The sequence below is a fragment of the Prevotella sp. C0209C1 genome, from assembly GCF_056583855.1.
The window spans coordinates 1-15,720 of the sequence record NZ_JBWPJP010000023.1; the positions used below are offsets into that span (position 1 = coordinate 1).

A 15,720-nucleotide genomic window follows, 5' to 3' on the forward strand; every position below is an offset into this window, starting at 1 on the left:
TTGGCTATGTAATTCCCGCTATTAGGGCTTACTCGGGACTTCCACCCGTTAGAAAATGCTCATGCCGAGCGTACAATCAAAAGGACTGACACTTCTTATAAAGTATCAGTCCCTAATTTTAAAAATTTTTAAAAAGGTTTTCACCTTACAGAAATAAGTCTAATACTTAAAAGAAGAACCTCCTAAAAATTCTCTAAGCAACGATGTAGGAGGCAAATTACGATTAGAAAGAGGCGAAAAGTAACCTAAAAACTTACGCAAACGATAAGCCTCTGCATACTCTTCACAGCTTTCAGGTACCTGCTCTAATATCATTATAGCCTGCTGCTTAATAACAGCTAACTCAAAAAGCATTGCTGTATTAAACATTACATCGGCTTCTTCTTGGTAAGGAAATATCCATTTATTCTCACCAGCTCGTACGGAAGGCCAACGATGAATAGTATCTTTAGCTGAACAACCACGATACTTATAATCGCGTACTATTCGGCGAAGCAAACGATTATCAGTAGTTGGAATATAGTTATGATCATCTAAAAGAATAGTAGTAAGGGCAGAAGCATAAATCTTAAATTTCTTTTCAGAAGGTATATTCTCTGTAAGCTTTGGGTTAAGAGCATGAATACCTTCTACTATAAGAATATTATTATCACACATCTTTATACGTTTTCCGCTTTTTTCGCTAATACCTGTTTGAAAATTATACTTAGGTAACTCCACTTCTTCACCACTAAAAAGAGCATTAAACTGCTCATTAATAAGATTAATATTAAGAGAATAAAGACTTTCATAGTCTTCTTCTCCATTTTCATCTTTTGGTGTATCGATGCGATTAACAAAATAATCATCTAAAGATATTTGAATAGGTTTTATTCCACAAGCTAATAATTGTATAGAAAGACGTTTGCAAAAAGTAGTCTTCCCACTTGAAGAAGGTCCTGCTATAAGTACTACTTTGAGCTTATCATTAATAGAAATACTGTCAGCTATATGCGAAATCTTTTTCTCTTGCAATGCTTCACTAACATTAACAAGATCAGTAGCTAACCCTTTTGATACTGCATCATTAAAATCACCCACAGTACTAATACCTATAATATTCTGCCATCGATGATGTTCCTTAAAGACTTCAAACATTTTATCTTGTTTTACTATTTCACCTAATGTTGATGGATCTTTTACAGATGGTATACGTAATAACACACCATCATAATAAAGCTCTAATCCAAAGAGGGTAATTTCCTTCGTTTTAGTAAGCATAGAACCATAATAATAATCGATATAATCATCGAGAACATAAAACACAGAATAAAGAGATGTACTACTTTTTAACAACTTTACCTTTGCCTCGTCACCCAACTTAGCAAACATATCTATAGCCTCTTCTGTAGTAGACTCAAAACGCTGAATAGGTAAATCAGCCTCTATTATCTGACTCATACGGTTACGTATCTTATAAACATCTTCCTCTTCTACCTTATGCCCTAAGCTAAGATTGCAGTAATAACCATTTGATATAGGAATATCTATAATCACTTCACTTCCTGGATATAAATCGTGAACAGCTTTACAAAGTACCATAAATAGGGAACGTGTATAAGTACGTATACCAGATGGAGTATTAAGACCTAAATATTCTACATCTTTATTTTGGTAAACACAGAAATGAAGCCCTTCTACCTTATTGTTAACACGAGCACTTACAGGACCATAAGGAATATTCAAACCTGTCAAAGAATATATGTCTTCCAAAGTACTACCTCTTTTTGCTAAAATAATTTTATTGTTATTTTTACACCGTATTTTTATTTTCTGTTCCATAACTTATAATATTTAGTTTTGTATTGACCATGTAAAGTTAGGCTTTTTATTGATATTATCTATCAAATAACATAAAAGATATACCTATATTTTGCTAAAAGTAATATGTTTTTGTAAATTTGCAGATACAAAAATGAATTATATACATATCATTGTTGTTACATGAACACAAATGACTACATAATTATTACCATAAAGCTGCTTGGTGCATTAGCACTACTAATATATGGTATGAAAGTAATGAGTGAAGCTTTACAAAAGCTTGCAGGTTCACAACTACGCCACATTCTTGGGGCAATGACTACCAATCGCTTTACAGGTATGCTTACAGGTACATTTGTTACAGCGGCAGTACAATCATCTACAGCCACAACTGTAATGACGGTAAGTTTTGTCAATGCAGGGCTGCTCACTCTATCACAGTCCATTTCTGTCATTATGGGGGCCAACATAGGCACAACACTTACGGCGTGGATTATGTCTGTTGGGTTTAAAATAAACTTAGAAATAGCTGTTTTCGTAGCTTTCTTCATAGGTATTATCCTTATTTATAACAAAAAACGTCGATATATAGGAGATTTACTTTTCGGTTTAGCTTTTTTGTTTTTTGCAGTAGTTCTATTAAGTCAAGCTGGTAACGAATTAGATTTATCACACAATCCTGCAGCTGTACATTTCTTTTCTTCATTCGATCCTACAAATCACTTTAACATAGTAATGTTTCTCCTTATAGGTTCACTAATCACTTGTATGATACATAGTTCAGCTGCTGTAATGGCTATTACTCTGCTATTATGCTCTACAGGTGTACTACCTATTTACTTTGGTGTAGCTTTAGTGATGGGAGAAAATATTGGTACCACTATAACAGCTAATCTCGCTGCCCTTGCTGCTAATACACAAGCACGTAGAGCAGCCTTTGCTCACTTTATGTTCAATTTAATAGGGGTTATATGGATAATGTGCATTTTTTATCCTTTTGTAGATTTTGTGTGCAACCTCGTTGGTTATGATACTCACGCAAAAAATCTTACCCAAGAACAAATAGCAAAACTATTACCTATAGCTTTGGCAATGTTTCATACCTGTTTTAATATTTGTAATACATCTATTCTTATTTGGTTTATACCACAGTTTGAAAAAATAGTATGTATGCTTGTTAAAAATAAAACAAATAAAGAAGATGATGAGTTTCGTTTACGTTTCATACAAGTTGGCATTATGAAAACTCCTGAACTATCAGTATTAGAAGCTTCAAAAGAAATACAATCTTTTTCCGAACGCATTCATCGTATGTTTTGTATGGTACGTGAACTTATTAATACACGTGAAGAAGAACCTTTTACAAAATTATTTAATAGAATAGAAAAGTATGAAAGCATTTCAGATAACATGGAAGTGGAAATTGCAAAATACTTAGACCAAGTAAGTGATTCACATCTTAGTGATGATACTAAAGAAAAAGTACGCGATATGCTACGTGAAATAAGCGAAATAGAAAGTATTGGCGATTCTTGTTATAACTTAGCACGCACTATCAAGCGTAAGCGTGGCTATAAAAATGAACACTTTACAGAAGATCAATACAATAATATAGAGCAAATGTTTAAACTTACTGATGAGGCTCTTTCACAAATGGACAAAGTACTTATTAAGCGCAATAATGACTATCTAAATCGTTCTTTTACTATAGAAAACGAAATAAACAAATTTCGCAATCAGTTACGTGATCAAAACATTAATGATATAAATACTCGCAAATATACTTACGTTATTGGAACTATGTATATGGACTTAATACAAGAATGTGAAAAGCTTGGCGACTATATTATAAATGTTGTAGAAGCTCGTATGCATGTCAAACAAGAATTATAAAACTTTATTTGACTGTAATATTTTAGCATAACAAATGGGAAAATATTAGACACTTACATTATTATAAATAAATATCTTTTGTCTAAATATTATCCCATTCTTAATAAAGCAATAGATGTATTACCATACACATAGAGTTATAATAAGAATAATGTTACCCCTAATTAACTTATATAAAAAAATAGAGACTTAACCATGATTATGATAAAATAAAATATCAAATAAACAAGAAACCATATAAAACTTTTACTATTATCTACTTACTTGATCTTGATTTATCAAATTCAATAAACGCTCTACAGCCTCATCTTCAGGAATATTTCTCTCTACACACTCCTGTTTTCTATAAAGACTAACCTTATTTGGACCTGCCCCAACATAACCATAATCAGCATCTGCCATTTCGCCTGGACCATTCACAATACAACCCATTATACCTATCTTCAACCCTTTCATACCCTTAGTAGCCTCTTTAATCCTTGCTATTGTAGTACGCAGATCATACAAAGTTCTTCCACAACCTGGACAAGATATATATTCTGTTTTAACCATACGAAGTCTACCTGCTTGCAAAATACTAAAAGCCGTTTGCTCTACATCATATTGAGGTATATCACCTTTATTCATCAACCAAACTCCATCTACCAATCCATCTATCATCAATGCGCCCATATCTGCGGCAGCTTCAATCTGAAATTTCTCTTTTGCAGATATCCCTTCACAACATTTCTCATTAATAAAATGCTCATACATCTGTGAAAATATTATAGGATTAGTTAAACCTTCATTCATAAGCTGATGAGCAAAAGCACGCTGATCACCTAACCTATTTTGATGAGTTGTCATACAAACTACAACTACTTCTGGATGATAACGCAAGCAAGCAAAGAACTCGTCAGTAGGAGTACCATATTTTAACACCAAAAACTTAATTGGTGCTTGTATCAAGCCAATAAATACTTGCCCCATCACAGGAAAAATTGGATATATATTACTATTAGGCATCTTACCTGTATTAACAAGATCTATATATACATTATAATCTATGATGTATTTCTGTTTATCATCTAACTTTTCTGGCAGCTTCCCTTGTATATAAATATAGTCAGGAACAGGCATACCATTTATTCTTATTTGTTGCACTGCATTATCAGTACTACGCGTAGCTATTACAACAGGAACATTATCTCCTCCAACGTTGACTGCTGCAACTGTCTTTCGACGAGTAGGATTTAAATAATCAAAATATTTATTAACCTCTGCTGGTATCATTATATGTTTTTCGTGCCTACGAAGATACCATGCTAGATGATTTGCCACAGGAATTTCCTTTTCTGGTTCTTCGCTTAATGATACACGAATAGTATCACCTATACCATCTGCAAGCAAAGCACCTATGCCAACAGCACTCTTTATACGCCCATCTTCACCTTCTCCTGCTTCTGTAACTCCCAAATGAAGCGGATAATGCATATTTTCTTTATCCATTTCAGCTACCAATAAACGTACAGAAAGCACCATAACAACTGTATTTGATGACTTTATAGATATAACAACATCATTAAAATCATATTTACGAAAGATGCGTAAAAACTCCATACAGCTCTCCACTATACCAGCTGGTGTATCACCATAACGATTACGAATACGATCAGATAGGCTTCCATGGTTAACCCCAATACGTACAGCTGTTTTATTCTCTTTACATATTTTAATAAAAGGTACTAAACGGTCTTCTATCTTCTGCAACTCTTGTGCATATTCTTCATCAGTATATTCTAACTTCTTAAAAGTACGTGCAGGGTCAACATAATTACCTGGATTTATACGTACTTTTGCCGTTGTTATAGCAGCAACATCAGCTACATTTGCATTAAAATGTACATCGGCACAAAGAGGAGTATCAAACCCTTCAGCTCGAAGTATTTCATTAATATTTTTAAGATTTTCAGCTTCGCGCTTTCCTTGTGTTGTAAGACGCACAAGGTCGCCACCAGCCTTTATAATACGTTTACATTGTTCTACACTTGCAATAGTATCATCTGTAGAAGTGGTTGTCATCGACTGTATGCGTACAGGGTTATCACCACCTATATTAAGATTACCTACATGAGTTATAGTTGATTTTCTTCGTTCGTAATTAAATAAATCTATCATTAACATTTAAATTTATAATCCTGAATCTCTGCCAATTCTTTATTGGCTTTCTCTATTTTTTCACCTAAAGAATGCTTCCATAATTCTAACTTTCGAGCTATTTCTTCATTTCCCAGAGCAATCATTTCTGCAGCAAGTATTGCTGCGTTTTGAGCTCCATTTATCCCAACTGTAGCTACAGGAATGCCTGGAGGCATCTGTATAATAGAAAGCATGGCATCTAATCCATCTAACATTCCTTTAATAGGTACCCCTATAACGGGTAAAGTAGTAGAAGCAGCTATAACACCTGGCAAAGCCGCTGCCATACCTGCTGCTGCTATAATAACCTTTATACCACGCTCCTTAGCTCTTTTAGCAAAATTCTCAACAGCTGCAGGTGTACGATGAGCTGAAAGAGCATTTACCTCAAAAGGTATTTCTTGCTGTTCTAACCACTTACAAGCTTTTTCCATTACAGGTAAATCGCTTGTTGATCCCATGATAATACTAATAATTGGTTTCATTTTATGTTTCTATTAATTGGTATTTATATTGTAACCTATTTTAAAAAAAGATTATTACAAAATAAGAACTTACAAGACCAATAAAATAACCTATTGATACTTGTTCTATAGTATGCTGTCTAAGTATTATACGACTTGATCCTACTAATCCTGAAAGTATAATAACAAGGCATAACCACCATACAGGATTAAAATTGAATAAAAAAGAAAATCCTATTAAAGCCCCTGTTACTCCTCCTATAGCTGCTGTATGTGTAGATATTTTCCACCATACATTAATAATAGCACATAATATTTGTATTACTAATGCTGCTTCAGGAATAGACACGATAAGATGTGGAAGGTGAAGCCAGTCCATTATATACAAATAAACAAAATAGCTCATAATGGATATAACATAAGGAATCATACGCCTTTCACGATGCCCCAACTGAAATAAAGTCCAGCCATGATACTGTCTATAAAAATGTATAAGAATAGATGGTATAAGAACTGTAAATGCATACGTTAACAAAACAAGCGATAGTTTAGCTTGCCATGGAAACATATTTAGATAGCTAAAAATAAATATAGCAAGAACTCCTACCACTGAAAGATAAAATGGTGTCAAGATCATACTTATTATTCTTGCTGTTAAAATAATAGTTTTGTTATTCATCATTCTCTACGTAAACGTGCTACAGGAAGTCCTAATTGCTCACGATATTTTGCCACTGTTCGGCGAGCTATAGGATAACCTTTATCTTTTAATACTTTAGCAAGATTATCATCACTAAGAGGTTTTGTCTTATTTTCCTTTTCTATTATTTCTTTAAGAAATAGCTTTATCTTACGTGTAGACATTTCTTCTCCTCTTTCAGTAGTATAACTATCCGTGAAAAAAAATCTTAAAGGAAAAGTTCCCCACCTTGTTTGAGCATACTTTATATTACTAACACGGGATATCGTACTTATATCTAATCCTGTACGATCTGCTACGTCTTTTAGTATCATAGGTTTTAACTCTGCTTCATCTCCATCTTGAAAAAACTTTTGCTGTATATCTATAATAGCCCTCATGGTTACCATTAAAGTATGACGGCGCTGTTTTATAGCTTCTATATATCCTTGTGCTTTCTCTACTTTCTCTCGTGCATAAAGTAATGCCTCTTTCTGTTGGCGAGTCATACTTGCCTTATTCTCTTTATAAGCTGCTACCATGTCATTAAAAGCAGGAGATACATACAATTCGGGGATATTACCATGATTAAGCGAAAAAGTAACCTTTCCATCATCTTCTGTATCTATAATAAAGTCCGGAGTGATCTGCTGCACGTTTCTACCCATTGTTTCTCCCATAGAAGCACCTGGTTTTGGGTTAAGTTTTCTAATTTCTTTCTGAATTGTATCTATTTGCAAATCATTAAGTGTTAATGCTGTTTTTATCTTGTTCCAATGTTTTTTTGTAAAGGCTGTAAAGTAATTGGATATAATTTTTCTAATGTTTTGATAAAGCTTACTATCCTTTTTCCACTCACCATTCTCTACCTTTCTGTCTATCTGTAATAACAAACATTCTTGTAATGAACGTGCACCAATACCTGCAGGATCAAAATCTTGTATTATTTTAAGACATTCTTCTATCTTTGGCACTGTAATATCTATACCTTGATAGATAGCTAATTCATCGCTGATAGTATCAAGACTCTTACGCAATAATCCGTCATCATCTAAACTACCTATAAGATATTCCACTACCTCACGTTGTTCATTGTCTAACTCTCGCTCACCTAATTGCTCTTTCAGCTTATCAATAAACGAAATAGTGTCGCCATAAACTATCTCTTCATAATCGGCATTATCACGTTGTACACTTCCATCATATGTAGGAAGGTCATCATCTGATTGCATTCGCTCAAGAGCTGTGTCAAGAGCTTCTTGTCGTTCTTCTCGCTCATTTTGAATATCAAAATCGTCAACAGAATTATCCAAACGCTCAGTAGTATCATTAAAATCTATTTCAGAATTGCCCGATTCTAAAGCAGGATTATCATCTAACTCCGCATTCACACTTTGCTCAAGCTCTGTAAGTGGCATCTCCAACAACTTCACTTGTAGCATCTGTTGTTGTGATAATCGTTGCACTTGTAACTGTTTCTGTACCTGTATCTGTACTTGTTCTTGAGCCATACTTTACCTTAATGAGTTATTTATAGGCAAAGTTACGCCTTTTATTAATAATTGCCAAATAATAAATAAAAGAAGACAGAGCTATTACTCTGTCTTCAAAATATATAGATCTACAGTTTTATAAACTATATTACAATTACATTCCTACTTTATTTCCGATACCCATGCCAGGTGCTTCTGATTTGTTAATTTCTTTATTATAATCATTATTTATTTTACTTTTATGATCTATAAATTGTCGTTTAGTATTACCAAAATTCCATTTTATTGTTAATCCTACATTTTGTATAGATATATTTGTAATCATTTTTTGTGAGAAACTATTATTATAGGTATTTACTTTATAGCGTAAACGGCCTGTAAGAGGTGTAAAATAGCTAAGCGTAATGTTCAATCTGTCTTTAAATAAATTCTTTGTTAAGCTCATAGCTATCATACTAAATGCACCATTATCACCTTCCAATGAATAACTTTTAAAATTAGCACCTCCAAATAAGCTACTCTCTATCTTCCAAGGCAAGGTCTGTTGTACACCCATAAATAACTTACCACCCCAACCATAATTATGCTCAGATAACATATTCGACCTAAAGTCATAATAAGATACCTCTGGAATCATAAAAACACGTGTCTTTGTAGACAATGAATAATTAATAAACGAATTCATACTCAATCCTTTCTTACATACTATGTTACCATAAGTAGAATGAAGTATATTATCTTTTATATAATTATATTGTTGTATCTCATTATTAGAAATTACACCTGATAGAGTCATATTAAGCATAAATTTTGGTGTAAACGAATTGAAGACAATACTTATAGAATGTGTTTTCTCTACATCTAAGTCAGGATTACCAAATGATAAAGTACGTGGGTTTGTTCTGTCAATATATGGGTTTAAAGAAGATATCATAGGTCTTGCTATGCGCATATTATAATTTAAACCTATATTTGTAGCTGCCTTTATATTATAAGTAATACTCATAGATGGAACTATATTACTATAACTCTTTTTAAAGTCCTCACCATGTCCTTTTAAAAATTTCACATTCTCCCATGTATGCTCATAACGTACACCTACTTTAGAACCAAATTTACCAAAAGAACCAGAATACTCTGCATAGCCAGCCATAATATCCTGCTTGTTTTTATAATTTGTACTATTATCCTCATTATAAGTATCTTTTCCTGAAATAATGTCATAGTATTTTGAATCAGAATCATTTGTTCTATTAATATATTTCAGCCCTGTGCTTAATGTTTGTGTTTTTCCTATAGGCATAGTATAATCTAACTGCATTGTATGCTCTGCATCATAAGGTGCACTAAGAGAATATAGGTCTTTTAAAGGAAAAGGTATTGGTGTAGAGGGAGATTTATATAAACGTCGCATTTCGTTTTTAGAAGGTGTATAATTGAAAAGATAACTCAAAGTAATGCTCTTTGTACGCTCTTTATTAAAGAAACGCTGATAATCTATACTCGTATTTATTGTGTTTAATGTTGATTTTGCATCAATATCAGCTGAATATTCAAACCCTTTTCCATAACTGCCTCCACTTAACATTGTACGTTCCGGACCATAACGTTTGTCATTAAGTCTAAAAATACTTAATGTTAAACCAATGTTACTTAATGAGTCAATATCATAACCAAGATTAACATTCCCTACAGAATACCCACGCATCATCTTTCCACTCTGATCATAAAACATCTTACTGCCATCAGTCTTATTTATACGATTTGTTGTTATATTACCATCTGCTGGAAAACTCTGTAAATATGATATATTAGTATTATAAGTAAATTTGCCTTGCTGTCCACTTAAAAAAGCTGCTCCCATAAACATCAAACTATTTACTTGACCTAAAATATTACCATTATATCCATTCGTTTTTTGCTTTTTTCCATCAATATCACTCATAATAAGATTAAGTACACCTGCTGTTCCCTCTGCATCATATTTAGCTCCAGGATTAGTAATAACCTCTATTTTCTTAACAGCTGATGCAGGCATTGACTTAAATATCTGTGATGGATTACTTGAAAACATTATGTTAGGTTTACCATCTACATATACCTTAAACGAGCCAGAACCATTTACCATTATATTATCTTGACCATCTACTACTACCATAGGTACTTTACGAAGCATATCAAGCACTGTGTTACTCTTAGAATCGTTATCTGCTTGCACATCGTAAGTCATCTTATCGGTCTCCATCTTAATAAGCGGTTTTTGTGCTACTACATCTACTCCTTTTAGCTGTTTTGTATCATCATGTACTAAAAGAGTCCCTATATTTATCTCGCCTCCTTCCTTTTTTAATATAACTTTTCTCCTTATTTCTTTTCTACCTGTAGATGAAAAACAGATAATATAACCACCTATACCCTTTATAGACTGCCTAAACTTACCATTAACGTCTGTTATACTCATAGCTACAGGTTTGTCCATTTTACCTTCTTTAAACACCCTAATACTGGCATTAGGCTCACCCTGACGACTAACAGAATCTACCATTTCGCCATAAACTATAGTAGTTTGTGCCTTAATAGATAGTGTTAATATTATTAACACAACTAAAAATAAAGTTCTCTTCATACCATTAATATTTTTTTTATTTACTTTTCTCTGTTATATACTATTACTTTTTTTATATTGAACTTTATATATTAGACTAATATAAAACAATAAAAACTACATTAATAACAATATTTTTTTTAAGATTTATCTTATTATAACTAAAAAATATCTCTTTTTTATCTTCCTCTTATTATAATATCTCTTGATATCCAAAGAAAGAAAAAATAAAATATTAATGCAGAAACAAAACCTGCGAAAACATCAATAAGATAATGAGCCTGAATATATACTGTAGCGCAACATAGAAAAAAATAAAATGGAGCCATAAATATCAACAAACGTTTGCTACGTACGTGCCAAAGCAAAAGCATGCAAATGGTAGATATTCCTACATGCGAACTTGGAAAAGCTGCTGTAGGACGCTCACCTGCAGCTTTGGCATCTTCCACTAAATTGTAAAAAAATCCATTAACATAACCCGGACTTGGCAAGCACGACTGGTTATGATTAAAGTAATCGTGTACATTAGGAAACACACCTGCCATAATATTTTTAACACCTACAGCTTTATAATAAAACGTAGGACCTACTACCGGCACAAAGATAAATATAACATAATAGGTAAAAAAAGAAGCAAGAATAATAAAAACACAACGCTCAAACTCTTTATAATGCCACCCAAAATAATATAATGCTGTTAATGCTATCATAGGATAATAAGCCGCATAACCCATGTCAAAAAGCTCACTAAACACAGCACCCGACAACCATTTAGAAAACAAAAGGGCAGGCTGACAACCAAATATAGACTGCTCTATACTTGCAAAAACATGGTCCATATTAGGAAAACATCTATTAAGTTCATAAGTATCAGGATACCACCATACCAACAATTCTAATTGTATTACAGGACGAATAAATCGTATTAACTTACAAGGATATACACGATACACTATCCATAGGGCTAATGTAATAACTATTATACGCAAACGCCCGAAGATCATTTCATTAGGATTAGCTACTGTAGTATACATAAATAAAACCATCATAAGGGTCAATATAAGGTAAGCCATAACAACCCATTCTAAAGCCATTATACCCTTAAGAGGTTTCTTTTCTATTCTAAATAAAGATCTTATGAATTTGTGCATAGAAAAAAAGTACTTTTTTATTATTTATAACCACTTATTAGCCTTATACCATGCTATAGTTTCTTTAACACCTTGTATAAGATCATAATTAGGATGATAACCAAGATCGTTAATGGCAGGCTGTATATCACATTGCCAATTACGCTGTTTTAATATATGATATTTATCACTATTAAGAGCACTCATCTTACCTGTTATCCTACCTATTATATCTCCAAAAAAAGTAATAACGCGTAAAACAAAAATAGGTGCTGTAATACGTATCCACCAAGGGTTACCAAGCTCCTTACGAATTATATTACTAAAGGTAACACTTTGGTATACTCTGCCATCGCTAAGGAAATATTTCTTACCATTTTTACCTTTCTTTATGGCAAGAAAAACAGCTTGTACAACATCTTTTACATACACAAAGGTAATATCTTGCTGCTGGTATCCCACTGCAAAATCGATATGTCGCTTAATACTTTTAGCCATTATAAAATAATCTTTCTCTCGTGGACCATACACGCCTGTAGGACGAAGAATAACATAAGGTATTGTTCCTGCATACTCTTTTAATAGCTCCTCTGCAGCTAACTTACTCTTACCATAATAAGTATTAGGCTCTGGTATATCAGTATCGGTTATCTCTGCATAAGGCTGTTGCTGCTTTATAGCTCCAAAAATACTTAAACTGGATATAAAAACAAATTTTTCTATTGGCATTTTAACAGAACGAATAGCCTTTATAAAATGAGCTGTTCCTTCTGCATTTATACGATAAAAATCGTTTTTATCCTGACATTTAGTGGCTCCTGCTGCATGTACTATATAATGAAACTCATGCCCACGAAGCTGTTCACAAAGCTTATCTTCCGAAGAAAAATCAAGCTCTAAGAAATGAATACGTTTATCTTGCAAATATTTTCGTGAAGAACTGCTACGAACGGCAGCCCAAGTTTCTAATCCTTGAGATAAAGCTTCTTCTACGATAAATGATCCAATAAAGCCTGAAGCTCCTGTTATAAGTATCTTTTTCATCTTTTTTTTATATGAAACACTTGCAAAGATACAAACTTTTTCGTTACTTTGTGATTAATTATCAAAGACATATTTTAATATGGTAAAAGAAAAGAAAACTGGAAAAAGATTAACCAAAAAACAATTGTTCTATATATTAACCGATTTTTTCCAAGCTAATCCAAATAATATATTTAGTTTTAAAGAGATATTCAAAGCTCTCAAACTTACTACACATCCTGCAAAAATGCTTGCTATAGATGTAATGGAAGAAATGGCTTGGGACGACTTCTTAGCTAAAGCTGGAGAAAATGCTTATCGTCTAAACACAAAAGGACAAGTACAAGAAGGTACTTTTATACGTAAAGCAAATGGTAAAAATACTTTCCTACCTGATGACGGAGGTACACCTATATTTGTTTCTGAACGCAACTCTATGGCTGCTTTAATGGGAGATAGAGTAAAAGTAGAATTCTTAGCAAGAAGACAAAACCATATTAAGGAGGCAATGGTGATCGAAATATTGCAACGGAAGAAAGACACATTCGTAGGAAAGTTGCGCGTAGAAAAAGACATTGCCTTCCTTATAACACAAGACAACCTTTTTGTACACGATATTCTTATACCTAAAAAACGGCTCAAAGGTGGACAAACAGGAGATATTGCTGTAGTAAAAATAATAGCATGGCCAGATGCTGAACACAAAAATATATTAGGCGAAGTAATAGATGTTTTAGGTCAGGCAGGTAATAACGATGTTGAGATGCACTCTATTTTAGCAGAATATGGATTACCTTATAAATACCCAAAACGCGTAGAAGATGCTGCTAACAAAATAACAGGAAAGATAACAGAACAAGATTATGCCCAAAGAGAAGACTTTAGAGATGTATGGACATGTACTATAGACCCTCGAGATGCAAAAGACTTTGATGATGCTCTATCCATACAACAAATAGATAAAGATACATGGCAAGTGGGTGTTCATATAGCTGATGTATCACACTACGTAAAAGAAAATGACATCATTGACCGTGAAGCACAACAACGAGCTACGTCTATTTACCTTGTAGACCGCACTATACCTATGCTTCCTGAACATTTATGTAACTTTATCTGCTCATTACGCCCTAATGAAGAAAAACTTGCTTTCAGCGTAATTTTTAATCTTGATAATGAGGCAAATATAAAAAAATATCGCATTGTACATACTGTTATTAAGTCGAACAGACGTTATGCGTATGAAGAGGTGCAACAACTTTTAGAAGATAATGGTGTTATTGATGGAAAAGGTATGCCAGCACCTAAGCCTGATAAAAATGGATATAAAGGAGAAAATGCAAAACAGCTCATTCAGTTAGACTGCCTTGCTAAATTATTACGCAAAAAAAGATTTAAAAATGGTAGTGTAAACTTTGATAGAGAAGAGATGCGCTTTGAGATAGATGAACATGGAAAACCACTAAGTTGCTACTTTAAACGCTCTAAAGATGCTAACAAGCTTATAGAGGAATTTATGCTTTTAGCTAATAAAACTGTAGCTGAAAGTATAGGAAAAGTAGCTAAAGGTAAAACTCCTAAAACTCTTCCTTATCGTATTCATGATAATCCTGACCCTATAAAGTTTGAAAACTTACGTGAGTTTTCTGCCAAATTCGGATATAAACTCAAATCTACAGGGACAAAAGGTGCTACAGCACGAGCCTTAAATAAGCTTATGGCTGACGTAGAAGGCACTAAAGAAGAAAAGGTTATACAAACAATAGCACTTAGATCAATGATGAAAGCTAAATATAGCATTCATAATATAGGACATTTTGGTTTAGCTTTCGACTATTATACACACTTTACTTCACCTATACGCCGCTATCCTGACACAATGGTTCACCGATTAATTACACGTTATCAACAAGGTGGAAGATCAGGAAATAAAGAACATTATGAAGAACTTTGTAAACATAGTTCAGATATGGAACTGACTGCTCAACAAGCAGAACGAGACTCTATAAAATATAAAATGGTAGAATTTATGAGTACTCACATAGGAGAATCTTATGATGCTCATATTACTGGCATACAGAGCTATGGGTTATATGCAGAAATAGATGAAAACCATTGTGAAGGAATGATACCTATTCGTGACCTTGGAGATGATTATTACGACTTTGATGAGAAAAACTATTGTCTTATAGGACGACGTAGACATCATATTTATCAGTTAGGTGATCCTATTAAAATATTAGTAGCTAAAGCTAATATAGAAAAGAAACAGCTCGACTTTACATTAGCAGACAGCGAAAAAAAAGTTAGTAATAACAATAATACAAATAAATCGGCATATAATAAAAACTATAAAAAATATTCTAAAAAACGCCGTAAAAAATAATGCATATAATGAGTATTACAAACCGTAAAAATAATATATAAGAAAAGATATACAACAAAAAAC

10 protein-coding genes are annotated in these 15,720 nt (G+C 33.0%); 2 read left to right on the forward strand and 8 right to left on the reverse strand.

Going from position 1 to position 15,720, the window contains the following annotated elements; translation table 11 throughout:
* Nucleotides 1-159: 159 nt before the first annotated feature.
* The gene (locus tag AC1DCD_RS07120; RefSeq protein ID WP_464640984.1) at nucleotides 160-1,821 is read right to left on the reverse strand and encodes a nucleoside kinase; all 1,662 of its coding nucleotides are present in this window, start codon (nucleotides 1,819-1,821) and stop codon (nucleotides 160-162) included.
* A gap of 162 nt (nucleotides 1,822-1,983) precedes the next feature.
* On the opposite strand from AC1DCD_RS07120, the gene AC1DCD_RS07125 reads away from it, so the two are divergent.
* Nucleotides 1,984-3,696 (forward strand): Na/Pi cotransporter family protein, encoded by a 1,713-nt coding sequence (locus AC1DCD_RS07125; protein WP_008447237.1) that lies wholly within the window; start codon nucleotides 1,984-1,986, stop codon nucleotides 3,694-3,696.
* Nucleotides 3,697-3,948: 252 nt separating this feature from the next.
* Here the strand turns inward: AC1DCD_RS07125 and AC1DCD_RS07130 are convergent, their stop codons facing one another.
* From AC1DCD_RS07130 to AC1DCD_RS07160, 7 genes are all read right to left on the reverse strand, one after another.
* A complete protein-coding gene (locus AC1DCD_RS07130; RefSeq protein WP_464640986.1) occupies nucleotides 3,949-5,853 on the reverse strand; it encodes a 4-hydroxy-3-methylbut-2-en-1-yl diphosphate synthase in 1,905 nt (634 codons plus the stop codon).
* Nucleotides 5,853-6,359 carry a 5-(carboxyamino)imidazole ribonucleotide mutase gene (gene purE, locus AC1DCD_RS07135; protein WP_036855453.1) on the reverse strand — a complete coding sequence of 169 codons (507 nt, stop codon included), beginning with the start codon at nucleotides 6,357-6,359 and terminating at the stop codon, nucleotides 5,853-5,855. Before purE ends, AC1DCD_RS07130 begins: the two co-directional genes overlap by 1 nt.
* 40 nt (nucleotides 6,360-6,399) lie before the next feature.
* Nucleotides 6,400-7,017: a hypothetical protein gene (locus AC1DCD_RS07140; RefSeq protein WP_464641013.1), complete on the reverse strand. Its 618-nt coding sequence runs from the start codon at nucleotides 7,015-7,017 to the stop codon at nucleotides 6,400-6,402.
* Entirely contained in the window at nucleotides 7,017-8,528 is a 1,512-nt protein-coding gene (gene rpoN / locus AC1DCD_RS07145) for an RNA polymerase factor sigma-54 (RefSeq protein ID WP_036855456.1), read from the reverse strand. The genes AC1DCD_RS07140 and rpoN overlap by 1 nt, the downstream gene beginning before the upstream one ends.
* A gap of 136 nt (nucleotides 8,529-8,664) precedes the next feature.
* Complete coding sequence (locus AC1DCD_RS07150; RefSeq protein ID WP_464640989.1) at nucleotides 8,665-11,136, reverse strand: outer membrane beta-barrel protein; 2,472 nt, start codon at nucleotides 11,134-11,136, stop codon at nucleotides 8,665-8,667.
* Between the two features lie 158 nt (nucleotides 11,137-11,294).
* Entirely contained in the window at nucleotides 11,295-12,269 is a 975-nt protein-coding gene (locus AC1DCD_RS07155) for a phosphatase PAP2 family protein (RefSeq protein WP_019036056.1), read from the reverse strand.
* 24 nt (nucleotides 12,270-12,293) lie between these two features.
* Nucleotides 12,294-13,292, reverse strand: coding sequence for an NAD-dependent epimerase/dehydratase family protein (locus tag AC1DCD_RS07160; RefSeq protein WP_008447355.1), 999 nt, complete (start codon nucleotides 13,290-13,292; stop codon nucleotides 12,294-12,296).
* A 79-nt stretch (nucleotides 13,293-13,371) separates the two neighbouring features.
* Between AC1DCD_RS07160 and rnr the strand changes: the two genes are divergently transcribed.
* On the forward strand, nucleotides 13,372-15,657 hold the full coding sequence (gene rnr / locus AC1DCD_RS07165) for a ribonuclease R (protein ID WP_464640991.1): 2,286 nt from the start codon (nucleotides 13,372-13,374) through the stop codon (nucleotides 15,655-15,657).
* Nucleotides 15,658-15,720: the final 63 nt, after the last annotated feature.

Excerpts from the sequence above, each read along its gene's own strand:
- AC1DCD_RS07120 (WP_464640984.1), bottom strand. The coding sequence starts at position 1,821 with ATGGAACAGAAAATAAAAATACGGTGTAAAAATAACAATAAAATTATT.
- AC1DCD_RS07125 (WP_008447237.1), top strand. The coding sequence starts at position 1,984 with ATGAACACAAATGACTACATAATTATTACCATAAAGCTGCTTGGTGCA.
- AC1DCD_RS07130 (WP_464640986.1), bottom strand. The coding sequence starts at position 5,853 with ATGATAGATTTATTTAATTACGAACGAAGAAAATCAACTATAACTCAT.
- purE (WP_036855453.1), bottom strand. The coding sequence starts at position 6,359 with ATGAAACCAATTATTAGTATTATCATGGGATCAACAAGCGATTTACCT.
- AC1DCD_RS07140 (WP_464641013.1), bottom strand. The coding sequence starts at position 7,017 with ATGAATAACAAAACTATTATTTTAACAGCAAGAATAATAAGTATGATC.
- rpoN (WP_036855456.1), bottom strand. The coding sequence starts at position 8,528 with ATGGCTCAAGAACAAGTACAGATACAGGTACAGAAACAGTTACAAGTG.
- AC1DCD_RS07150 (WP_464640989.1), bottom strand. The coding sequence starts at position 11,136 with ATGAAGAGAACTTTATTTTTAGTTGTGTTAATAATATTAACACTATCT.
- AC1DCD_RS07155 (WP_019036056.1), bottom strand. The coding sequence starts at position 12,269 with ATGCACAAATTCATAAGATCTTTATTTAGAATAGAAAAGAAACCTCTT.
- AC1DCD_RS07160 (WP_008447355.1), bottom strand. The coding sequence starts at position 13,292 with ATGAAAAAGATACTTATAACAGGAGCTTCAGGCTTTATTGGATCATTT.
- rnr (WP_464640991.1), top strand. The coding sequence starts at position 13,372 with ATGGTAAAAGAAAAGAAAACTGGAAAAAGATTAACCAAAAAACAATTG.